A 22,689-nucleotide genomic window follows, 5' to 3' on the forward strand; every position below is an offset into this window, starting at 1 on the left:
AAAGCCTCTGCCTTGTAGCTGATGTTTAAGTCAGGAACAACAATTTGCTGCAAAAACGACCTTGAAAGATCAACCGGCCCTAATTATTATCACTGAATGAATGTCATTATTTTATGTTATTAATTCTATTATTAATTAACTCTGTTAAAAGCTTTTGTTGTTTATCTTCGCCACAAAATTTTGCATAACCTAATCCATATCCATGCGGGTTTATTTGTGTTGGTAGCTCTACCACTCGATAGCAGTAATCACCTTGTTTCACTATCCGGTTAGGGTCTAATTTATGGTTAAACGTATGAGGTTGGCTGATATCAACTTCTGGTGATAACACAATAAAATCTAATTGAGGGTCCATCTCACTCATGGTTCCAGCTGGTTTATTTTGCAACGCTTTTTGTGAACCGATGAGCACGGCTAATTGATCGCTATTGTGTTGTTGAATAAATTTTGTTGATGCTTGTTGAATTGATAGTGACGTGGAAATCGACTTTTTAATGTTAGGTTTGGCATTTAGTTTAGTACTTAATTCAGCGTTGTTAAGTTGATGCGGTTTATCTTTGTTTACATTTTTTACAGGCTTAAGCTGATTTTTGTTAGAGATAATTGATTTGTTAACGGTTTTTATTGTCGTTTGCGAGGTGACTACTTGTGATGGTATTTTTGGCACAACTAACACTGATGAGTCGTGGTTAGCTATAGAGGAAGGATTGTTTAATTTCTCATATTTATCTCGTATCGATTGGTATTGTTTCGCTGTGATTAGGTAACTTTTAATCATCTCTGATTTAGGTGATCTAATAAAATTGGCTTTTCTTTGAGACGTGTCTTGATACCAAAACCATGCTATCGCTAAAATGAGCACTGCATGGATGATGAATGCGATCATAATAGGCTTAATAAAATGAGCACCATCAGGATTACTCGTTAAGATACGAGTGTGCTGGACATCCCTGAATGTTGTTATTATTTCCAATGACTTATCCCATTTTGTTACTGCACTTCAGCACTGTATTATCACATAATCATCAACAGTCTCTTTTTGGATTGTTAATAGAAAGTAAAGTTCAGTTTTATGCTTGAACAATTGATTTTTCAGGAATTAAGTTGAGGATTTTCATTGTGTAAGGGGTTCTTTTTACTCGAAATATGACGCATTATTATTGGTGTTTTTCAAGACAGTTATCGTCAGTTTATATACGCAGTATGACTATCTACTAAGCCTATATTTCAAAAGGCATAATCGATTTTATCGAAAGAAAATCATACTATTATGCAATATTTATTTCGTTAACTGGCTGCTATTATTCAAAGATTACTGTTTTCATCGTCGAGGTTTTCATGAAAGTACTACAGCGTTTTAGTGCCTTAGCCGCCATGAACCACGATGGTGTGAATATCAATCGTATTGCCGATTTTGACCAGCTCCGTTTTGACCCTTATTTAATGATTGATGAAATTAAATTGGATCACCAACAGGATTTCATCGCTGGTTTTGCACCCCATCCTCATAGGGGGTTAGAAACATTTACTTATATTGCTGAAGGTAGCTTTGAGCATAGGGATCAATTAGGTAATGTAAAAGCCATTCATGCCGGTGATGTGCAATGGATGAGTTCGGGTAGCGGTATAGAACATTCTGAAATGCCATTAACGAATGCTAAAAAAGGACTACATGGGTTCCAAATTTGGCTCAATATGCCCGCTAAAGATAAAATGCGCCCAGCTATTTATCAAGATGCGAGCAAACAGGTTAATCCGAGTATAGATAATGAACACGGTGCAGCACTTGTTGCCTTGGCGGGGAGTTGGGGGTTCAATCTACAACCCCACAAGATAACCTCAAGTATTCAAGGTTTAGCTGGCCATGGGGCTATTGCTGATTTAACGTTAGCTAAGTATGGTCACGGCACGCTTAATTTAGCAGAGCACCAAACAGTGTGTGTTTATATTTATCGTGGAGAACTGCACTATATTGATGCTCTAGGTTTACGAGAAACAGCGGGTGCTGGGCAACTTTTGATTTTAGATCCAAATGACGTGAGCCACTTTCAAACGGAATCGACAGGGGCAGGATTATTGTTGCTTGTAGGTACACCGATTAATGAAAAAATTGTGCGTAAAGGGCCGTTTGTGATGAATACCCAAGCGGAGATTGAACAAGCCGTTGATGATTATCAGCAAGTTCGCTTTGATAAAATAGGGTAATTTTGGAATTAAAATAACCATTATTTGAAAGAAAGATTTGTCAGCGTACAATGAATAAAATTGCTACAATACTCCACATATGGCCAAGGGTAATATTGATACGTTGATATTTGATACGTAGATATTAATAACCTTGGCTAATTTGTTTGTGCAGCACTAGTCTGCTTTTTTAGCTTTCGATATCAGAGGATATTCGCCTTGAGTCAGTCAACTGAACAGGCCGTTAACACGGCTTTCGCATCACTAAATTTAAAACCTGAATTGCTTGAAAACCTCCAAACCATGGGTTTTGAATCGATGACTCAGATCCAAGCCGAAAGCTTACCGCCAATTTTGGCTGGTGAAGATGTTATTGGTCAAGCCATGACTGGTTCAGGTAAAACCGCTGCTTTTGGTTTAGGGCTGCTGAATAAGCTGGATGTAAAACGTTTTCGCATTCAAACCATGGTGTTATGCCCAACACGTGAATTGGCTGATCAAGTAGCGAAAGACATTCGTACCTTGGCCCGTGGTATTCATAACGTTAAAGTACTAACTCTTTGTGGCGGTGTACCTATGGGACCGCAAGTTGGCTCATTAGAACACGGCGCTCATATCATTGTTGGTACGCCGGGTCGTATTGTTGATCATTTAGATCGTAATCGTTTAGATTTAAGTAACATGAATATGCTTATTTTAGATGAAGCAGACCGCATGTTAGAAATGGGCTTTCAACAGCACATTGACCAAATTATTGCCGCTGCACCTCGTGAGCGTCAAACGCTATTGTTTAGTGCTACGTTTCCAGATCAAATTCAAGCGATTGCCGATCAAATTCTGTATCAACCGATAATGGTTAAAGTTGAAGCTAAGCACGATAACCTAACTATCGATCAACATTTTTACCGTATTGAAGATAACCAGGGCCGTCTTGAAGCATTACGTTTATTGTTATTGGATAAGCAGCCAGAAAGTTCGGTAGTGTTTTGTAATACCAAGCGTGAAACCCAACAAGTGGCAGACTCATTACATGAGTTTGGCTTTAGTGTATTAGCATTACACGGTGATTTAGAACAACGCGATCGCGATCAAATGTTATTGCAGTTTGCAAACCGTAGTGCGCGTATTTTAGTCGCAACCGATGTCGCCGCGCGTGGTTTAGATATTGATGAGTTAGATGCGGTTTTTAATTATCATATTGCCCATGACACTGAAGTTCATATTCATCGTATTGGCCGTACTGGTCGTGCCGGCAGTTCTGGCGCCGCTTACACTTTCTTTGGTGAAGAAGACGGTTACAAAATGGCGATGATTGAAGAAGCCATGAACAAAGATGTGGTGAGCGAACCTTTACCACCAATGAGTGCACTGAATAAACAACCGTTGGCCGCTGAAATGACCACGATTCAAATAGAGGGTGGTAAAAAGCAAAAAATCCGTCCTGGTGATATTGTCGGTGCATTAACGGGGGGTAATGGTTTAGATTTTAACGATATTGGTAAAATAAAAGTGACTGATTTTCGCGCTTACGTTGCAGTAAAAAGCAATGTATCTAAACAAGCGATGAATATCATCAGTAAAGGTAAGCTAAAAGGTCGTAATTACCGCGCTTGGTTTATGTAACTTTTTAAATTCCCGAGTTCAGGTTAAATAGTAATAAAAAACCGGTGAACAATGTTCACCGGTTTTTTTTATGCTTTATCGCGAGCGAGCTAGTGTTATGAATAATTAGCTTTTAACTTTAGCGTTAGCATAAGGATTATTGCTATTTGTTGACGTAACTGGCGCAGTACCACTTCGACGTGGTGGACGATTACGTTGTGGTGGTTTATTACCATTTGCACGCGCTTCTGCCTTAGGATCTGCTGGCTTATCACTTCCACGAGATTGCTGACGAGAGTCATATTTACGTGCCGGCTTATCACCTTGAGCACCATCGTTAGCATTCTGTTGAGCATGTTTACTGCGGTTCGGATTTGGTTTTTTAGCACCATTGCCGCCAGATCTGCTACTCGCTTCAGGGATAGTAAACGGAGCTTCAAACCCCGCTAGTTGCTTACGCTCAATGGTTCGGTTAATTAAACGCTCGATATCATGTAACAACTTAACTTCTTCTAGACCAACGAGAGATACCGCTTGGCCTGTTGAACCTGCACGGCCAGTACGGCCAATACGATGCACATAATCTTCAGGTACGTTAGGCAAGTCAAAGTTAACAACATAAGGTAGTTGATCGATGTCGATACCGCGTGCGGCAATATCCGTTGCGACCATGACTTGTACTGCACCCGCTTTAAAATCGGCCAATGCTTTGGTTCGTGCTGTTTGGCTTTTATTACCATGAATGGCTGCGGCTTTGATACCAGCGGCTTCTAAGCTTTTCGCTAAACGGTTTGCACCATGTTTGGTACGAGAAAACACTAAGACTTGTTTCCAATCATTGGTTTTAATCAGTTCGATTAGTGCCATTGATTTACGTGTTTTATCCAAAGGATACACACATTGGGTCACAGTGTTTGCTGTTGCGTTACGTGGTGTGACTGAAATTTCTACCGGATTATTAACTAACCCTTTAGCAAGTTCACGAATTTCATTTGAAAAAGTTGCTGAAAACATTAAGTTTTGGCGCTTAGCAGGTAACATTGCTAATACTTTTTTAATGTCGCGAATAAAACCCATGTCGAGCATACGGTCTGCTTCGTCTAATACTAATATTTCTAATTTATTGAAGCTAAGTGCTTTTTGTTGGCATAAGTCGAGTAAACGACCTGGAGTGGCGACCAAAATGTCGACTCCGTTTCTCAACGCTGCGAGTTGCGGCACGATAGAAACACCACCAAATACCACTGCTGATTTTAACGGTAAGTTGATACCATAAGTTGCAACGCTTTGTTGTACTTGTGCGGCAAGTTCTCGTGTAGGCGTTAACACTAATGCACGGACTTGACCACGTTGAGCGCGCTCACCTTTAGATAATAATTCTAAAATTGGTAGGGTAAAACCGGCTGTCTTCCCAGTTCCCGTTTGTGCAGCAGCCATGACATCTTGACCGGCTAAAACCGCTGGAATTGCTTGTGCTTGAATTGGAGATGGGGTGTCGTAACCTTGTTTTTCAACCGCTTTTAAAATAGCAGCATTCAGACCAAGTGAGGAAAAACTCATAGAAAAATCTCTTTGGGCAACGCATTGTTGCTTTGAATAAAAGGTAGCCAGATAACGGCGGGCGTGAAGCTTACCTGAAAACCGCTATAAGTGCTATCAAATCCCTGTGGGAGCAACGATATTTCCGTTGAGCTTGTTATTAATAACGCGACGTTTTGTGGTGTAAAAAGCTAAAGGGTTAACCCTGAATGATGGATTTGAATGAAATCGTGTTAATCTTGAGACTTGAATCAGTGCTAAAAGTCTACTTATTACATACAATAAAATGACAATCCGTTTTCTATCTAAATATTCAACTACTTAGCTGTGTATATTTAACAAAAGGTGTCACTTACTGATGAAAATAACGGCACAAACACACATAGAGAAAATGGCGTATGAGCTGCGAGATCATGCTCATGCCGTGATCAAAAATGTGTTGTTAATGTCGAATATTTCTACTTTGTCACTTCAACTCGCTATGCGAGAGCTTGCTCAACACAGTCGAGTTGCTCTGCATTTTCATCCAGATAGAATTGATAGTCGTGGTTTAACCGTGGTTAATGGTCTATTGCGCGATGGTGTATATAAAAGTCAGTTTGAAACCCATGTGTCGAATGGGCACTTGTCGCCAGAGTTAGGTGGCTCGCGTGATCATTTCGAAAATAAGCTGTTTGGGAATACGTATTCGGGGATTAAACATCGTCCTAAATATGGTGCACTGGATTTTGGTTTGTGTTCGTTAGGGCCTGCACCAAGATTTGGCAGTTGTTACTTTATCACTCACCCTCAAATATTGTCTCGCTGCACTTTCAGCTATATGGATTCATATCGACAGCCCAAAGAAAAGGGCACGATTAAATGTTTTGATGCCATTTTAGCGGCATTATTAAGTGAAAGTTTTGAGCGTCAATATGCGTTGGGTATTCCAGGGCTTAAACCGAATAAGTTAATTGAACATTTTAGCCAACATTTAACCGATGATATCAGTAGCCGTTTTGACACGGCGCCAAGTGGTAATTTAGATCATTACATTGAAGCGCAAATACATGGTGATGTGTCGCTCGATCAAGATGTTGCTATGTTAGTTGCGGATCCATCATTTAAAGGTAATGCCATTGGCGATTCATTCATCGCCTTGTGTGACGAATATAGCATTGAGTTGCATTGGCATCAGGGACGTCAAATTAATGTTTCACAAGTGCCAGATGATTTTCGTGGGCCAACGATGCCGACTTTGGCACAAAGTATTGCTGAAAATGAATTTATCAATGCTGAAATTATCGGCCGCGCGGCGTATCATTTACAACAACAGCCTGCTTCGTGGAGTGAGCGTGGTACCCACGCGAAAAAGCTGCAAGATCTAAAATTACTCTGGCACGTATTGGTTAAATACGGCGAGAGTACCGCCCCATAAAGATTAACTGACAATAGTTTTTTTCTTTTACTCGGTCTGATTTTTTTGGTGGTTAGTGTCTTAGTATTTAATCTCGGCTTAAATAATCAATTTCATCGGGCCGTTAAATCATCACAGTGGCATTGAATACCAACAAACATATTTTTACTCAATGGACTCTTTAAATAAGGCTTAATTAGTAAAATGTGAATCAGTTAACATTTACACTGTTTTAGGTGTTAACTCGCTGCCACTACTGCGATACTAGCCCATTAAAGTGGTCATCGATAACTCTGCTGGAGCTTCATGGACAAGTCGTTAGAAAAGTCATTAGCCAAATGGCTTAAAAGCCAACAATCTTCTTGTGGTATTTTTCTCAAATTATCTGTTTTATGTGGTGTACTCAATGGGATTGCCATTGTGGGACAGGCCTATTTTATTGCTCAGATTTTACAGGGCGTCATTATTGACAATCTTGCACCAGCAATATTAAGCATTGAGTTTTATGCACTTATTGGTTTGTTAATCATTCGAGCTTTATTAGCGCAAGTGCGTGAACGGATAAGTTTTGAGGCCGGTAAACGCTTACGTGAAGACATTCGTCAAGCTGTACTCAATAAATTAGTCGCACTCGGGCCGGTATTTATTAAAGGTAAACCGGCTGGTGCATGGGCAACCTTGGTATTTGAGCAGGTTGAAGATTTACATGACTTTTATGCTAAATACTTACCGCAGATGATGTTAGCTGGTTTTATTCCGTTGCTTATATTGGTCTGTGTGTTTCCAATCAATTGGGCCGCTGGGTTAATTTTGTTGATGACAGCACCATTAATTCCTTTATTTATGATTTTAGTGGGCATGGGGGCTGCGGATGCCAACCGTAAAAATATGCAAGCATTGTCGCGCTTAAGCGGCCACTTTATGGATCGAATTAAAGGACTACAAACCTTAAAACTGTTTAATCGTGGCGAAGCTGAGTTGGTTAATATTGGACTGGCTTCGGAAGACTTTCGCGAGCGAACCATGTCGGTATTGCGTTTAGCCTTTTTGAGTTCTGCGGTATTAGAGTTCTTTGCTGCTGTATCGATAGCGGTAGTCGCAGTGTACTTTGGCTTTAGTTATTTAGGTCATCTCGATTTTGGTCATTATGGGGTCAAAATAAGTTTATTTACCGGCATGTTTGTGTTGATTTTATCGCCAGAGTTTTATCAGCCTTTGCGTGATTTAGGCACCCATTATCATGCTAAGGCACAAGCAATAGGTGCTGCAGAGTCTTTGGTTGAACTGCTTGACTATCAAGTCAACACACCAGCCAATATCCAGCCTGTAGCGAAGAATGTTGAATTTTCCGCTGATAATATAATGATTCAAGCCATCGGGCTGGAAGTATTTAGTGTAGACGGCCAACGCTTAGTCGGGCCCATTTCATTTACCTTACCTGCGGGTGAACATTGGGCCATAGTTGGTCCAAGTGGTGCAGGGAAAACCAGTTTGCTTAATGCCCTGTTGGGTTTTTTGCCTTATCAGGGTTCATTATTGGTCAATGGCCATGAATTATCCCATGTTGATGTTGCACAGTGGCGTCAACATTTGGCTTGGTTAGGCCAGGACCCGCAATTGTTTCATGGCACGGTGAGAGAAAATGTCGCATTGGCCAATCCCCAATTAACCGATGAGTACATTATGGCATTGCTTGAACAGGCCAACATTAGCGATTTTGTATTGCAGCATCCACAGGGACTCGACTTGATCATTAGCGATCAAAGTACAGGAGTGTCAGTTGGTCAAGCTCAGCGTTTTGCGCTGGCTCGTGCGTTAGCACAACCTGCTAAATTATTTTTATTAGATGAGCCGACAGCCAGCTTAGATGAAAAAAGTGAACAGTCTGTATTGGCTACATTGCACCGCGCAATGAAGTCCACAAGCGGATTAACGATTACCCATAAATTAGATGATTTACACAATATGAATGGTGTGTTGGTTATGGACAAAGGGATGATAGTACAACAAGGCCATGTGAATGATTTACAACAAGCTGATGGATTATTAGCGCAACTGCTCAATCAACAACAGAACCAACAACAGGAGGTATACTAATGTCACTTCCAGTTGATACTTCATCACACACTCCTAATTCGTTACAGGTTTTACGTCCATTTGTGTCTTTGTTTCGTCGCCAATGGTTGATGATGTTAGTGGGTTTATTGTTAACCTTTACCACTTTACTAACAGGTATTGGTTTGCTGTCATTATCGGGTTGGTTTTTATCTGCCAGTGCGGTCGCTGGTTTAGCTGTGATTACCTCGCAAGCGTTTAACTATTTCACTCCTGCAGGAGGGGTTCGATTTTTCTCCATTGTGCGTACCGTGAGCCGCTACGGTGAAAGGTTAGCCACTCACGAAGCCACTTTTAAGTTATTGACCCAGTTGCGTATTTGGGCATGGAATAAGTTGTTACCCCTAAGCGCAGCTAACTTACAAGGTTTGCGAAGAGGCGACTTGCTTAATCGTTTAGTGGCCGATATTGATACCTTAGATCATCTCTACTTACGTTTACTGACCCCCATGGCAGCATCCTTAATGATGATAGGGGTGTTACTGGTGTTTCTTGGTTGGTTTGATCACCATTTAGCATTGAGTTTATGTGGCCTGTTATTAGCCGCTTGGCTTATCCTTCCGCTGGTATTTTATTACTTAGGAAAGGCCCCCGGGCAAGCGTTAATGCAGGCGCAAAGGCAATATCGAGTAGAGCTGCTTGATATTATTCAAGGACAAGCAGAGCTGAGTTTATTTGGTGCTAATAAGCGCTATTTGGATAAACTTGAACAAGCACAGCACAGTTTATTTAGTCAGCAAACCACCATGGCGAATATTACCGGCTTAAGCCAAGCCTTGTTGATAGTTGTCAATGGTAGTGCGGTAGTGTTTATGTTGTATTTAGCTGGCCAAGGCGTAGGAGATGCGACTCCTCCAGGGCCATTAATGGCATTAATGGTATTTGCTACTATGGCCAGTCTTGAAATGATGATGCCGATAGCGGGAGCATTTCAGCACTTATCGAGTACCGTTCTTGCTGCGCGGCGGGTGACTGAAATCACCGAGCAAACACCAAGTGTAGTATTTAATCCTCATAGCCACTTGCAAGCCAACCACGGTGCGCTCCAAATAAGTGGCGTTCACTTTGGTTATCAAAGTCATTCTCAAGTATTACAAGGCCTCGACCTTACGATTAACGCGGGTGAAAAGGTGGCTATATTGGGGCCTACAGGTTGTGGTAAATCAAGTTTATTGGGGCTGATTACCCGTGATTGGGTGGCACAGCAGGGAACGATTATGCTTGATGGTCAGCCGATAAGTGACTATAGCGATGCAAATCTCCGCGCCGCGATGACAGTGGTTAGTCAACGTATTTATTTGTTTTCCGGTACGTTACGTGACAATTTAGCCTTGGCGTTACCTTATCTTCAAGGTGAAGCTAAGAAAACCCATGATCAACGCTTTATCGAGGTGTTACAAAAAGTAGGTCTGCAAACCTTACTGCAAGGCGATAAACCATTAGACAGTTGGATTGGTGAAGGCGGTAGGCAATTATCTGGTGGTGAGCAGCGCAGAATCGGTGTCGCTCGGGCATTATTACGTGATGCGCCTTTACTACTATTGGATGAACCAACAGAAGGACTGGACAAACGCACCGAGCGAGAAATCCTCAACGTATTACTCGATTTTGCCCAACACAGAACCTTGTTAATGATCAGTCATCGTTTGACCGCGTTAGAGCAAATGGATTCCGTTTACTTATTTCAACAAGGACAGTTAACACTACGTGCTAATTAATACGTTTAGCTTACGATATAAATATAAGCTACTAGGGTCTGTTGATCTTTGCAGGTTAAATTTTGTTCGAGATAAAAACGTTTTAATCGAGGCGAGCGGATTGCTGCCTAGCAATCTAAGCTACTTTTACTTAACGAAGAGTGACTCAACAAAGAGTAAAACGTTTTTAGCCGAACCCTTCGGACAGCGTTTGTTGGTCATTTTTACTGCGTTATCGACTTTTTATGTAGAATAACTACACCACAAAGTCTCTGCCTTGTACAAATGACCAACAATTCGCTGCAAAAACAACCTTGAAAGATCAACAGGCCCTAATATAAGCCATTAATATATTAGCGATGGCGCAATGGCCGTACGTAAATGAATTGTTAATACAAATGATGGTAACTGTTTTGATGTTTATCGATAAATAATGGTAATAACGTCGCAATGTAACGGCCTTTTGGATACTTAATTACATCAGGCCCGCGCTTAAATCGCAATAAATTGACCCAATTCACATATTTAGTATTCGAAATTGTTGAAAAGTTACATTTCTCTCAAATATTGTGATCGTTATTACTATATTAGTAGTTGCAAACATATAACATTAGTCATCGAATTTTTTTAGATGGTGAATGTGATGGTTGGTGTTTCAAATCCAGTGATAACCATAAAGCGTGGACTTGATATCCCGATTGCGGGGAAGCCTCTGCAGCAAATAGATGGCGCGCCAAAAACGACTCAAGTGGCGCTAATTGGCGAAGAGTATGTAGGTCTAAAACCCACTATGATGGTAGAGGTTGGTGATCGTGTCGCTAAAGGCCAAGTGCTATTTGAAGACAAGAAAACACCTGGTGTGTTATTTACCGCACCAGCAAGTGGAATTGTTGCTGCAATTAATCGCGGTGATCGTCGGGTATTACAGTCGGTAGTGATTGATTGTGATACCAAGCAAGAACCAGAGATACTGTTTGAGCCTGCGGATATTCATGGGCTATCAACTCAAATTGTTAAAGACAGTTTGGTACGCAGTGGTTTATGGACCGCGTTGCGTACGCGTCCTTTTTCACGAGTGCCCCAGTTAGATGCCAGTCCCGCTGGCATATTCGTGACTGCCATTGATACTAATCCACTAGCACCCGATCCACGCATCATTATTGCCTCTCAGCCACAAGCTTTTGAGGCTGGATTATTAGCATTAACTTTTTTAACCGAAGGAAAGGTGTTTCTATGCCAAGACGACGGTGCATCGTTAGTCGCTGATACCGATAGCGAATATGACTTATCGCAAGTGAGCGTTCAGCGCTTTAATGGCGTTCATCCTGCCGGACTCGTTGGCACCCATATTCACTTTTTATTGCCCGTGAGTATTGAACGTCAGGTATGGCATGTGGGTTATCAGGACGTCATAGCCTTTGGCAAACTGTTTTTAAGTGGTGAACTGTATACAGACCGCTTCGTTTCATTAGCCGGCCCTAATGTGTTAAAACCACGACTAGTGCGTACTCAATTAGGTGCAAAGCTTAGTGAGTGGGTTACAGATGAAATTAATCAGCAACAATCTCGTATCGTTTCGGGTTCATTATTATCTGGTCATACAGCCACAGGCGTTTATGACTATTTAGGCCGGTTCCATAATCAAATCAGCGTACTGACCGAAAATGATCGCCATGAATTATTGCCTTGGGTTCGCCACGACAGCAGTAAATTCTCGTTAACTGGCATCATGATGTCAGGCTTTAGTCGCACCAAAAAATTATTTGATTTTACCACTCATGCTGGTGGCTCGTCGCGCGCCATGATGGCATTCGGCCAACTTACTCGGGTGATGCCATTGGATATTTTGCCGATTTTATTAGTGCGTGATTTAGTGGTACGTGATACCGATGAAGCGCAGCTACTTGGGGCATTAGAGCTGGATGAAGAAGATTTAGCCTTATGTACGTTTGTTTGTCCTGGAAAATATGACTTTGGTAAAGAGTTACGTGCTTGCTTAGATATTATCGAGAGGGAAGGTTAATGAGTCTGCAACATAAAAAACCAAGCACTGAAGACAGTTACTACGCCCATGGTAATTCAATGCGAAGTTATCTTCGGTCTTTGTGGATTGCCAACGGCCGTAGCACTAAAGGCCATGTGCATATTCGCGATGCGATTGATGTAAAACGTACCATGCACATTGTGGGTATGTGCTTATTCCCTGCAATGTTATTTGGTATGTATAACATAGGGCTTCAGGCTCAAATTGCCATTATGGCAGGGGCGACACAGCCTGAAACGTGGCAATTAGCAATATATAACTTACTGTTTGGGCCCCTCACTGAAAGTGCTGGCTTGATGAGTTTATTTGCCTATGGTGCCAGTTTTTATGTGCCATTTTACTTAACCGCATTAGTGGTGAGTTTAGTGTGGGAAGTGGTATTCGCTAAAGTGCGTCGCCAAGAGTTGCATGAAGGCTTCTTTATTACTGCATTACTGTTTTCGTTAATTTTACCAATTTCGACACCTTTATGGATTGTGGCATTAGGCATCAGTTTTGGAGTGGTAGTGGCAAAAGAGATGTTTGGCGGCATGGGGTATAACTTTTTAAACCCTGCACTGGCTGGTTATGCATTTATTTATTTTGCTTATCCAACCGAGGTGGTGTCATTAGGCCAATTTGTTGCTGTAGATGGCTTTTCTGGCGCGACCACGCTAACGCTTACCGTAGCCAAAAAATTAAGCTTCGTCGATACGAGTTGGTTTAGTGTATTTACAGATACAAGCTGGTGGAATGCCTTTCTAGGCTTTACCCCCGGTGCAGTAGGGGAAACCAGTACTTTAGCCATTCTTATTGGTGGCGGTATTTTACTGCTTACCCGTGTTGCAGATTGGCGTGTGGTTGCAGGTGTGATGCTGGGGATGATCATTACCGTGCTGCTATTTAATTACTTCGGTTCAAGCAGAAATCCAATGTCGGCGATGCCGTGGACATGGCACTTAGTCACCGGTGGTTTTGCGCTGGGAATGATGTTTATGGCTACTGATCCGGTTACCGCATCGTACACCCATAAGGCTAAGTTCGCATTCGGATTTATGATTGGGTTTATGACCATTATTATTCGTTTACTGAATGCCAAAATGCCAGAGGGCATTATGCTAGCCATTTTGTTTACTAATCTATGGGCACCGTTGTTCGACTACCTAGTCGCTCAAGCTAATATCAAACGGAGACTAAAACGTCATGGCCTTTAAGAAAGATTCAGTCGCCGGAACAATGGTGTTTATTATTGTTTTGAGCTTGGTTTGTTCGTTTATGATCACCGGTACCGTGGAGATTTTAAAAGAACGTAAGCTGGCTAAAAAGCGCGAAGAAGTACAACAGTTTGTATTGAAGGCTGCGGACATCGACATCAGTCAAGGTGACTTTAGCGAGTTATTTGCCCAACGAGTGAAACCTAAGATGGTTAACTTAGCGACAGGCAAGGTGACCGAAAAAGCCAATTTACTTGATTTTGATGAGCGCATGGCATCGATTAACCCTGAAACCTCTACTAAACCGAAAAAGGACATCGCCAAAATTAAAACCATGGCGACCGACATTCGCATATTTGAGGTGTATGACACTAATGGTCAACTTGCCAGCATTGTGATGCCTATATATGGCAAAGGCTTGTGGTCGATTATTTATGGTTATATGGCAATCAAACCTGACTTAAATACAATCGAAAATATTGTGTTTTATGAACATGGTGAAACGCCAGGTATTGCAGACTTTATTACTGATCCACAATGGTTAGCGAAGTGGCAAGGTAAAAAATTATTTGATGACCAAGGTAAAATCGCCATTAAAGTGATTAAAGGCGGCGCCAAAGACGGCGACATTCACGGTGTTGATGGTGTGAGTGGCGCGACTCGTTCTGGTGTTGGTATTCAGCGCTTAGTCGAGTTTTGGTTTGGTGTAGAAGGATACCAAACCTATCTACACACGTTAGCTGCGGAGGGTAAGTAAATGAGTCGTGCTATTTCAACTCGTGAGATCCTAACATCGCCAATTATGGCTAATAACCCTGTGGCAATACAGGTATTAGGTGTGTGTTCGGCATTAGCGGTCAGTAACTCCATGCAAACCGCATTGGTGATGACACTTGCGGTGACATTTGTATTGGTTTTCTCTAATTTAATCATTTCAAGTATTCGTAACTTTATCCCTAATAGTGTACGGATTATTGCGCAGATGACGGTGATCGCCTCGTTGGTGATTATTGTCGATATGGTGTTGCAAGATGTGGCGTATGAACTGTCGAAACAGTTATCTGTATTTGTCAGTTTGATCATCACTAACTGCATCATTATGGGCCGAGCAGAAGCTTTTGCGATGAAAAACCCTCCGCATTTGGCCGTGGTTGATGCCTTAGGCAACGCTATGGGGTATGGCTTAATTCTAATGGGTGTAGCGTTTATTCGTGAACTACTGGGTCGTGGCAGTTTGTTTGGCCATGACATATTGACCACCGTTGAAAATGGCGGCTGGTATTTGGCGAATGAGATGTTCACTTTGCCACCCAGCGCGTTCTTTTTAATTGGTGTGATGATTTGGGTTATTAAAATCATTCAACGCAAGCGCGGATAAGGAAACAGCATGGAACATTATATTAATTTATTTATCCAAGCGGCGTTTATCGACAATATGGCGCTGTCATTTTTCTTAGGTATGTGCACTTTTTTAGCCGTGTCGAAAAAGGTCTCTACAGCATTTGGTTTAGGTGTTGCCGTGATTGTTGTGATGGTGCTGGCAGTGCCATTAAATCAAGTTATCTACGTCAATATTTTAGCCCCAGGCGCATTGGCTTGGGCGGGTTTTGCTGAACTTAATTTAAGTTACTTACAGCTGATTACTTTTATTGGGGTGATTGCTGCGTTAGTGCAAATCTTGGAGATGTTTTTAGATCGTTATATTCCGGCCTTATACCAGTCATTAGGGATCTTTTTACCATTATTAACGGTAAACTGCGCTATTTTTGCTGGGGTTATTTTTATGGCCAACCGTGACTATAACTTTACTGAGTCAGTGGTATTTGCGTCGGGCTCTGCTGTGGGTTGGGCGATGGCCATTGTGTTACTTGCAGGACTTCGTGAACGAATGAAGTTTCATGCTATTCCAGACGGATTGCAGGGCATTGGGATCACATTTATTACCACCGGCTTAATGGCTCTGGGCTTTATGTCATTTGCGGGCATTACGTTATAACGCATTAAAGAAAAGGGTTATTTAATGGAAATGGCAATAGGTATTGGCATGTTTACCATAGTGGTAAGTTTGCTAGTGATGGTGATTTTAGTCGCCAAACGAAAGTTAGTGAACACAGATGATGTCACTATTAGCATTAATGATGATGCCAGTAAAACAGTGCAAACCCCTGCCGGTGATAAGTTATTAGGTGCTTTGTCTGGGCAACATATTTTTATTCCGTCTGCGTGTGGCGGCGGTGGCACTTGTGGTCAATGTCGAGTGAAAGTGAAGGCTGGCGGTGGTGATATTTTGCCGACTGAACTGGATCATATTACGAAAAAAGAAGCTAAAGAAGGTTGTCGTTTGGCATGCCAAGTTACCGTGCGAAACAACATGGAACTTGAGATTGACGAAGAAATCTTTGGGGTTAAAAAATGGCAATGTGAAGTCATTTCAAACAATAACCAGGCGACCTTTATTAAGGAGTTACTGTTAAAGCTCCCTGATGGCGAAGACGTATTGTTTAAAGCCGGTGGTTATATTCAAATTGAAGCACCTGCTCATGAAGTGCGTTATGCCGATTTTGATATTCCTGAAGAGTATCGTGGTGACTGGGTTCGATATGGCTTATTTGATTTAGTGTCTACCGTTGATGAAGACGTATTACGAGCTTATTCAATGGCAAACTACCCTGATGAAAAGGGTACTATTATGCTAAACGTGCGTATTGCGACGCCGCCTAAAGCAGGTTTGCCACCAGGAAAAATGTCGTCATATATTTTTAATTTAAAAGCGGGTGATCAGGTAACTATTTCAGGGCCATTTGGTGAGTTTTTTGTCAAAGAAACCGATGCTGAAATGGTGTTTGTTGGTGGTGGTGCGGGTATGGCACCGATGCGATCGCATATATTTAACCAGCTAAAAAGTGTCAAAACCAAACGTAAAATGAGCTTTTGGTATGGTGCTCGTTCAACTCGGGAAGTCTTTTATCAACAAGACTTTGATCAACTAGCCGCTGACAATGACAACTTTGTTTGGCATGTCGCTTTGTCTGATCCTTTACCTGAAGATAACTGGACAGGTTATACTGGTTTTATTCATAACGTGTTGTATGAAAACTACTTAAAACAGCATAAAGCACCAGAAGATTGTGAGTTTTATATGTGTGGACCTCCAATTATGAATGCGTCAGTTATCGCGATGTTGGAAGGTTTAGGGGTGGAGTCTGAAAATATCTTATTAGATGACTTTGGTGACTAATCCTTTGCACATTCGTCCTTTGCAGAACTATAGGTTGCTAAAGAAGATAAATTAAGTGGACAAAAAAATCCCCATACCGTCATTGACTATTTGGGGATTTTTTTAGCCGATAAGTTCAACTATATATTAACGATCAGAACATGCTAAATAACGCATCACTTCAGCTTTGTTAAAGCTAAGCACTTCACCGTTTTGTTCCGTGAACAGCAAATTTTCGCGAGCATAACGCTTAATCGTCGTAGGGCTTTTGTCGAGTATTTCACAGACTTCATTAAAAGTTAAATCGTTATTATCACTCATTCCTATTCTCCTTGCGTTATGGTTACTTTGACTCGTCTTATGTCGTTAGTATTGAACAACTGTGGTGTATTAACTTGTCATAAAGCTGCGCTATTGTCGAGAGTAGTATTATTAATAATGACAGCTGTGCATCATGCCATTGGTGATTATTTGGCAGGTAGGAGCTACTTGAGGTTTCAAGGCAACTTGATACATAGATTCTGCAACTATTTGTGCATCAATTGGCTGGTATTGACGCAGTGGCCCGATAAATAAAAATGCTAATCCACCCAAAATAGTTTGACCAATATCTTCCATAAAACGGCTATGATCCCTTGGTCCTAATAATAAGCTCGGCTGAAAAACATTAAGTACTGGCAGTGGTAGTGCCTTAAGTCCTTGTTCAACTTCACCTTTAATCCGATTATAAAATACCTTTGATTTAGCATCTGCACCCAATGCCGTAACTACCATAAATTTAAGCGCCGGATTTGCTTGTGTTTGACACAGTTTTGCAAAGGCTAGCACCGCTAATTTATCGACTTGAATAAAGGCTTCTTCACTGCCAGCTTGTTTGATGGTGGTGCCTAAACAGCAAAATGCATGATCAACTTTGTCTGCCAATATGACTTCATGTAACTCATTAAGTTGGCAGGGAATAAATTGCACTTTTTCAGCACCGAATTGATGCTCAACCAATTTAGGTATTGAGCGGCCAACAACCAATACCTTACTATATTGCTCACTTTCAATGATGCGAGTCAGTAAGGCGTTGCCCACTAATCCTGTTGCACCCATTATTATTGCAATCATATAATCCTTAGAAAGCTAAACTGACTCGCATAGACTCTAATCTGTCGCTCTAATGGTTTCAATAAGAATATTTTAATAGCATTTTTTAGTGTGTTTGTTAGCGTTAGGGTTATGACAATAAATGAGTGCCGAATCAACATAACCATCATAAGAACAGTCATTATAAGCACAATCAAAAGAACAACAATAAGGATGAACGATGACCCAAGCGCATTTACCACTGACAGATTTTATTGAGTACTCAACTGATGAAATGCTTAAACGAGCACAAGATCATTACCAGGAGATTAAGCGGCGTCATTCTATAAGAGCATTTTCTGATCGCGCAGTGCCGCAAGCCATTATTGAACAATGTATTTTAGCTGCGGGCACGGCACCTAATGGCGCAAATCATCAGCCGTGGCATTTTGTGGCAATTAATAGCCCACAGATAAAAGCGCAAATTCGTCAGCAAGCAGAAGCGTTAGAACAAGCATTTTATGCTGGTCGTGCAGGTGAAGAATGGCTAGATGCATTAAAACCGTTAGGCACCAATGCCGATAAACCCTACTTAGAACATGCACCTTGGCTGATTGCGGTGTTCAGTAAAAAGCGCACCGAAGCAGCAGGAGAGCAGAAAAGTAATTATTATGTACACGAGTCTGTGGGAATTGCGACTGGATTTTTAATCCAAGCATTGCATCATGCTGGTCTTGGTACATTAACTCACACCCCAAAACCGATGAGCTTTTTAAGTAAAGTGTGTGGCCGTGACAATGATAATGAACGTCCCTATATGCTTATTATTGCTGGGTATCCGGCTGATGATGCGACTATTCCACAACATGCGATCGACAAAAAAACATTGAATGAAATTTGTGATTTTATGTGATGTTTATAACAGAGACTGTTTAATGAATTAGTGGTTCGGCTAGTCAGTATTGTCACTCGATTACATTATCGATTCTAACAGTGATTGAGCGTCGGTATACCCAAAGTATTAGCAGATTAACATTAACCCAAAAGCGCCTAATGGCGCTTTCTTTTATTAACCACATTCGAGTTGTCGATTAAATAAAATCAGTCATATAAGGATGGCGTGTCTTCAGTGGGGCGGGTTTTAAAGCGACGATGTAGCCACATATATTGCTCCTTGTTGCGGCTAATCAGTTGTTCAACAATCTGGTTTCCACGAATGGCGTCGTCAGTTTCATTATCGCCGGGGAAGTTCTCTATAGGCGGCATGATTTCAAGGGTATAGCCCTTATCATCTGCATTACGTTCTACAAAAAAAGGCACCACATTGGCTTTACCTAGTCTCGCTAGTGCAGTAGCACCAGTAATGGTTGCAGCATCGGGTACGCCAAAAAATGGGATAAATACAGCGCTTGAACGACCAAAATCTTGATCGGCGGTATACCAAATAACGTCTGGGCTGCGCAAACTGCGGATCATTTGGCGCACGTCGCGCTTAGGTACCAAGCCTTTGTTTGAACGTAAGCGACCTTTGACTTGTAAGTATTCCATCACCGGATTGTTGTGGGGACGATATACTCCAATTCCCGGGGCAAACTGGCCAAAAATTCGCGCGCCCATTTCAAGTGGTAAACAATGTACGGCAAATAAAATCACCCCTTTGCCATTGTCTAGGCTTTGACTAACATGCTCAGTGCCTTTAATGGTCATGTGTTGCTGCACGCGCTCGTTAGACCACCACCATGCATTAATGGTGTCAAATAATGCTTTACCGGTTTCTTCAAAAGTACGCTCAAGCAGTTTCTGTTTGTCTGTATCACTCATATTTGGAAAGCATAACTCGATATTACGTTTTGCTGTATGAGTTCGGCCACCAGCTACTTTCATCACTAATCGACCAATACTGCTACCAATTTTCATTTGCCAAGATAAGGGTAATAGCAGGGTTAAACGCATTAAACCGACGCCTAACCACATAGGCCAATGTTTAGGATGATATAAATCAGAAGAAAATTCGGCTTTCTCGACCACAGATAACTCGTCTAGTTCGTAAAAATTATTTGTTATTCTAACTCATATTTTGCTGAAAATTAGGTACAATCACGGTTAATTTTTTATTAGACAGCGAATACACTATGAAGGTTTCTCTTCCAGCTTTTGAAAATGCGCGCGTTTTAGTGATTGGCGATGTAATGTTAGATCGCTATTGGGTTGGCCCTACGGGACGCATTTCACCTGAAGCCCCAGTCCCTGTTGTTAAAATTAACCAAATTGAAGATAGACCCGGCGGCGCTGCTAACGTGGCATTAAACATTGCTACGTTAGGTGGTCAAGTCCAGTTAGCGGGTATTGTTGGCCAAGATGAAACTGCGCAAGCACTTACCCAAGGGGTTAAAGTGTTTGGTGTTGAACCGCAATGGCTCACCGTAGCAGACAAGCCAACGATTACTAAATTACGGGTCTTGTCACGTAATCAACAATTGATCCGCTTAGATTTTGAAGAGCCTTTTGATAAGTCAACTAGCCAAGCGTTATTTGCTCAAAGTGAAGCGATTTTAGATAATGTCGATGTATTGGTATTGTCTGATTATGCCAAGGGCGCCATTGATGAGCCAAAGGATTTTATTGCTAAAGCTCGAGCCAAAGGAGTAAAGGTTTTAGTTGATCCTAAAGGTCATGATTTTGCCCGTTATCATGGTGCGTCATTAATCACCCCAAATATGAGTGAGTTTGAAGCAGTTGTCGGTACCGTTACTAGCGAAGCTGATTTAATTGAAAAAGCCCAAAAGCTGATTAAGTTGCATAACTTTGATGCCATCTTAGTGACTCGCTCAGAAAAAGGCATGACGTTAGTGTCGCAAGACCAACTTGAATTGCATATTCCAACGGTTGCCCGTGAGGTTCACGATGTGACTGGCGCCGGCGATACCGTGATTTCTGCCTTAGCGACCTCGATTGCTGCCGGTGCTACATTGGCGCAAGCCTGTGCGATTGCCAATACTGCTGCGGGTGTGGTTGTGGGCAAGTTAGGCACATCAACAGTAAGCCGCATTGAACTAATACAAGCATTAGCCCTGAATCATGGCGAGTCTGGTTTTGGGGTGATGACAGAGGATCAATTGGCTTATGCGATGGAGCAAGCACGTTTACGAGGTGAACGTATTGTGATGACTAATGGTTGTTTTGATATTTTACATGCTGGCCATGTAAGCTATTTGCAACAAGCCAAAGCGTTAGGACATCGTCTTATTGTTGCGGTAAATAATGATGACTCAGTTACCCGTTTAAAAGGTCCTGGACGTCCTGTTAATCCAGTAGATCGCCGTATGGCAGTTTTAGCTGGACTCGCATCAGTAGATTGGGTTGTTCCTTTCGCTGAAGACACGCCACAACGTATCATTGCACGTTTATTGCCTGACTCTTTAGTGAAAGGCGGCGATTACAAAGTGGAAGATATTGCTGGTGGTGCTGAAGTGATTGCTGCTGGTGGCAAGGTTGAAGTGCTCGGATTTGAGGACGGTGTATCAACTACCGCGATTATTCAAAATATTATGTCGCAAAAATAGTTGATGTGTAGATACTGGCAACGGTCATTACTCAAGTTATTAAGCTGTAGTGTTGCTTGTGTACCGTTATTTGTTGGTCACTTTGTTAATGCTGGCCAGTATATTTCGCCGCAACCTTTAGTCATAAATCAAGTTCAAACAACAGCTGTTATGGTTGAAGATGGTTTGGCGAATGATGATGTTCGCCAAGCTTATTTTACCCCAATAGCAAAGAAACAAGCGCTAGTCTGTTCTTTACCTGCATTGAAAAAGTGTATCGCGTTACTCCCTTTGTCATTACAACACCAAACGTCTTTTTCTGTTGCCAATATTCGCCGCGCTATTGGGCGTAAAAGTGCGATGGTGCTCGTTGCTGAAAGTGACAGCATTGCGGGCGTTATTATCATTAATCCAGCTAAAGACATGCTTGAGCAAAGTGGTGCTATTGGCTTAACAACTTATCAGTTGCCGTTAACCAATCAAACAAAACTAACTTTGTGGCATGAAATAGGACATTTATACAATATTTCATTACAAGGCAGCGTTTTACCTTACTCTCTAACAGAATATCAGCATGAATGGCTAGCAGACTTGTATTTGTTATGGTGTGTTGCACAGCAATACCAACAACTCGATTTAGTATGGCAACAGTTCCATCGGCGTAATCTTGCACTGATTAATGACAGCGGTAATTTGTCACATTGGAGTGCGCCTCAGCTTCAAATTGTGCTGAGTCATTACGATGTCCAACAATTACAGCATTTTTCTCGATATGAAGATTTTTTAACGGCTGTTTATCCGTTAATGCCTGCGTGGTCACCGCGTGATATGGGGGAGTTTTCGAGTTTAGTCCAGCGCACTTTTAGCTCTGTTCAATCTTTGCCTGAGTATATGTTTTGGCGTCAACCTGAGTTAATTCAAGTACTGACACCGACGTTAAAACAGTTGATGGGTAAAACTAAATCACAGCAATGGCTTAAAAAGCAATTCTCAACAGCAAAGTGATATGTAAATGTTTATTAATTATTATTTTTAGCATATACAAATTATTGGGTTGTAGTTATTGATAACCTTTGATTTTAAAGGGTT

General features: G+C 41.6%; 19 protein-coding genes. 14 read left to right on the forward strand and 5 right to left on the reverse strand.

All coding sequences use genetic code 11. The annotated features are described in order from the left end of the window. Window positions 1-106: 106 nt before the first annotated feature. A complete protein-coding gene (locus FH971_RS03215; RefSeq protein WP_140233330.1) occupies window positions 107-973 on the reverse strand; it encodes a hypothetical protein in 867 nt (288 codons plus the stop codon). Between the two features lie 365 nt (window positions 974-1,338). On the opposite strand from FH971_RS03215, the gene FH971_RS03220 reads away from it, so the two are divergent. Next, window positions 1,339-2,205 (forward strand): pirin family protein, encoded by an 867-nt coding sequence (locus FH971_RS03220; protein WP_140233332.1) that lies wholly within the window; start codon window positions 1,339-1,341, stop codon window positions 2,203-2,205. Between the two features lie 198 nt (window positions 2,206-2,403). Continuing rightward, window positions 2,404-3,807 carry an ATP-dependent RNA helicase DbpA gene (gene dbpA, locus FH971_RS03225; RefSeq protein WP_140233333.1) on the forward strand — a complete coding sequence of 468 codons (1,404 nt, stop codon included), beginning with the start codon at window positions 2,404-2,406 and terminating at the stop codon, window positions 3,805-3,807. A gap of 105 nt (window positions 3,808-3,912) precedes the next feature. Here the strand turns inward: dbpA and FH971_RS03230 are convergent, their stop codons facing one another. Next, window positions 3,913-5,346: a DEAD/DEAH box helicase gene (locus FH971_RS03230; RefSeq protein WP_137222946.1), complete on the reverse strand. Its 1,434-nt coding sequence runs from the start codon at window positions 5,344-5,346 to the stop codon at window positions 3,913-3,915. A 343-nt stretch (window positions 5,347-5,689) separates the two neighbouring features. Here FH971_RS03230 and FH971_RS03235 point away from each other — a divergent pair, with 343 nt between their 5' ends. From FH971_RS03235 to nqrF, 9 genes are all read left to right on the forward strand, one after another. Continuing rightward, window positions 5,690-6,742, forward strand: coding sequence for a DUF3626 domain-containing protein (locus FH971_RS03235; protein ID WP_167496070.1), 1,053 nt, complete (start codon window positions 5,690-5,692; stop codon window positions 6,740-6,742). 285 nt (window positions 6,743-7,027) lie between these two features. Beyond that, complete coding sequence (gene cydD, locus FH971_RS03240; protein WP_140233335.1) at window positions 7,028-8,818, forward strand: heme ABC transporter permease/ATP-binding protein CydD; 1,791 nt, start codon at window positions 7,028-7,030, stop codon at window positions 8,816-8,818. After that, the gene (cydC, locus tag FH971_RS03245) at window positions 8,818-10,554 is read left to right on the forward strand and encodes a heme ABC transporter ATP-binding protein/permease CydC (RefSeq protein WP_140233337.1); all 1,737 of its coding nucleotides are present in this window, start codon (window positions 8,818-8,820) and stop codon (window positions 10,552-10,554) included. The genes cydD and cydC overlap by 1 nt, the downstream gene beginning before the upstream one ends. Window positions 10,555-11,176: 622 nt before the next feature. Next, window positions 11,177-12,556 (forward strand): Na(+)-translocating NADH-quinone reductase subunit A, encoded by a 1,380-nt coding sequence (locus tag FH971_RS03255; protein WP_137222938.1) that lies wholly within the window; start codon window positions 11,177-11,179, stop codon window positions 12,554-12,556. Beyond that, a complete protein-coding gene (locus FH971_RS03260) occupies window positions 12,556-13,770 on the forward strand; it encodes an NADH:ubiquinone reductase (Na(+)-transporting) subunit B (RefSeq protein ID WP_140233338.1) in 1,215 nt (404 codons plus the stop codon). Before FH971_RS03255 ends, FH971_RS03260 begins: the two co-directional genes overlap by 1 nt. Continuing rightward, the gene (locus FH971_RS03265; RefSeq protein WP_137222935.1) at window positions 13,760-14,527 is read left to right on the forward strand and encodes a Na(+)-translocating NADH-quinone reductase subunit C; all 768 of its coding nucleotides are present in this window, start codon (window positions 13,760-13,762) and stop codon (window positions 14,525-14,527) included. The genes FH971_RS03260 and FH971_RS03265 overlap by 11 nt, the downstream gene beginning before the upstream one ends. Continuing rightward, window positions 14,528-15,148, forward strand: coding sequence for an NADH:ubiquinone reductase (Na(+)-transporting) subunit D (locus tag FH971_RS03270; RefSeq protein ID WP_137222933.1), 621 nt, complete (start codon window positions 14,528-14,530; stop codon window positions 15,146-15,148). It abuts the gene before it with no gap. Window positions 15,149-15,157: 9 nt separating this feature from the next. Then, window positions 15,158-15,766, forward strand: coding sequence for an NADH:ubiquinone reductase (Na(+)-transporting) subunit E (gene nqrE / locus FH971_RS03275; protein ID WP_137222931.1), 609 nt, complete (start codon window positions 15,158-15,160; stop codon window positions 15,764-15,766). Between the two features lie 24 nt (window positions 15,767-15,790). Further along, window positions 15,791-17,008, forward strand: coding sequence for an NADH:ubiquinone reductase (Na(+)-transporting) subunit F (gene nqrF, locus FH971_RS03280; protein ID WP_137222929.1), 1,218 nt, complete (start codon window positions 15,791-15,793; stop codon window positions 17,006-17,008). A gap of 126 nt (window positions 17,009-17,134) precedes the next feature. Here nqrF and FH971_RS03285 read toward each other — a convergent pair whose 3' ends face one another. Together FH971_RS03285 and FH971_RS03290 are read right to left on the reverse strand one after the other, a co-directional pair. Next, a complete protein-coding gene (locus FH971_RS03285; protein WP_140233340.1) occupies window positions 17,135-17,308 on the reverse strand; it encodes a helix-turn-helix domain-containing protein in 174 nt (57 codons plus the stop codon). A gap of 111 nt (window positions 17,309-17,419) precedes the next feature. Beyond that, complete coding sequence (locus FH971_RS03290; protein ID WP_137222925.1) at window positions 17,420-18,100, reverse strand: Rossmann-fold NAD(P)-binding domain-containing protein; 681 nt, start codon at window positions 18,098-18,100, stop codon at window positions 17,420-17,422. 199 nt (window positions 18,101-18,299) lie between these two features. Here FH971_RS03290 and FH971_RS03295 point away from each other — a divergent pair, with 199 nt between their 5' ends. Continuing rightward, window positions 18,300-18,971, forward strand: coding sequence for a nitroreductase family protein (locus tag FH971_RS03295; RefSeq protein ID WP_140233341.1), 672 nt, complete (start codon window positions 18,300-18,302; stop codon window positions 18,969-18,971). A gap of 188 nt (window positions 18,972-19,159) precedes the next feature. Here the strand turns inward: FH971_RS03295 and FH971_RS03300 are convergent, their stop codons facing one another. Then, window positions 19,160-20,086: an LpxL/LpxP family Kdo(2)-lipid IV(A) lauroyl/palmitoleoyl acyltransferase gene (locus FH971_RS03300; RefSeq protein ID WP_140233343.1), complete on the reverse strand. Its 927-nt coding sequence runs from the start codon at window positions 20,084-20,086 to the stop codon at window positions 19,160-19,162. Window positions 20,087-20,190: 104 nt separating this feature from the next. Between FH971_RS03300 and hldE the strand changes: the two genes are divergently transcribed. Then, window positions 20,191-21,621: a bifunctional D-glycero-beta-D-manno-heptose-7-phosphate kinase/D-glycero-beta-D-manno-heptose 1-phosphate adenylyltransferase HldE gene (gene hldE / locus FH971_RS03305; protein ID WP_137222919.1), complete on the forward strand. Its 1,431-nt coding sequence runs from the start codon at window positions 20,191-20,193 to the stop codon at window positions 21,619-21,621. 3 nt (window positions 21,622-21,624) lie between these two features. Then, window positions 21,625-22,605 (forward strand): hypothetical protein, encoded by a 981-nt coding sequence (locus FH971_RS03310; protein ID WP_140233345.1) that lies wholly within the window; start codon window positions 21,625-21,627, stop codon window positions 22,603-22,605. Window positions 22,606-22,689 lie beyond the last annotated feature (84 nt).

The organism is Shewanella polaris (assembly GCF_006385555.1).
Classification (GTDB): Bacteria; Pseudomonadota; Gammaproteobacteria; order Enterobacterales; family Shewanellaceae; genus Shewanella; species Shewanella polaris.

Coding starts and splice junctions, on each gene's coding strand:
- FH971_RS03220 (WP_140233332.1), top strand. CDS start 1,339: ATGAAAGTACTACAGCGTTTTAGTGCCTTAGCCGCCATGAACCACGAT.
- FH971_RS03230 (WP_137222946.1), bottom strand. CDS start 5,346: ATGAGTTTTTCCTCACTTGGTCTGAATGCTGCTATTTTAAAAGCGGTT.
- cydD (WP_140233335.1), top strand. CDS start 7,028: ATGGACAAGTCGTTAGAAAAGTCATTAGCCAAATGGCTTAAAAGCCAA.
- cydC (WP_140233337.1), top strand. CDS start 8,818: ATGTCACTTCCAGTTGATACTTCATCACACACTCCTAATTCGTTACAG.
- FH971_RS03255 (WP_137222938.1), top strand. CDS start 11,177: ATGGTTGGTGTTTCAAATCCAGTGATAACCATAAAGCGTGGACTTGAT.
- FH971_RS03260 (WP_140233338.1), top strand. CDS start 12,556: ATGAGTCTGCAACATAAAAAACCAAGCACTGAAGACAGTTACTACGCC.
- FH971_RS03265 (WP_137222935.1), top strand. CDS start 13,760: ATGGCCTTTAAGAAAGATTCAGTCGCCGGAACAATGGTGTTTATTATT.
- FH971_RS03270 (WP_137222933.1), top strand. CDS start 14,528: ATGAGTCGTGCTATTTCAACTCGTGAGATCCTAACATCGCCAATTATG.
- nqrE (WP_137222931.1), top strand. CDS start 15,158: ATGGAACATTATATTAATTTATTTATCCAAGCGGCGTTTATCGACAAT.
- nqrF (WP_137222929.1), top strand. CDS start 15,791: ATGGAAATGGCAATAGGTATTGGCATGTTTACCATAGTGGTAAGTTTG.
- FH971_RS03285 (WP_140233340.1), bottom strand. CDS start 17,308: ATGAGTGATAATAACGATTTAACTTTTAATGAAGTCTGTGAAATACTC.
- FH971_RS03290 (WP_137222925.1), bottom strand. CDS start 18,100: ATGATTGCAATAATAATGGGTGCAACAGGATTAGTGGGCAACGCCTTA.
- FH971_RS03295 (WP_140233341.1), top strand. CDS start 18,300: ATGACCCAAGCGCATTTACCACTGACAGATTTTATTGAGTACTCAACT.
- hldE (WP_137222919.1), top strand. CDS start 20,191: ATGAAGGTTTCTCTTCCAGCTTTTGAAAATGCGCGCGTTTTAGTGATT.
- FH971_RS03310 (WP_140233345.1), top strand. CDS start 21,625: ATGTGTAGATACTGGCAACGGTCATTACTCAAGTTATTAAGCTGTAGT.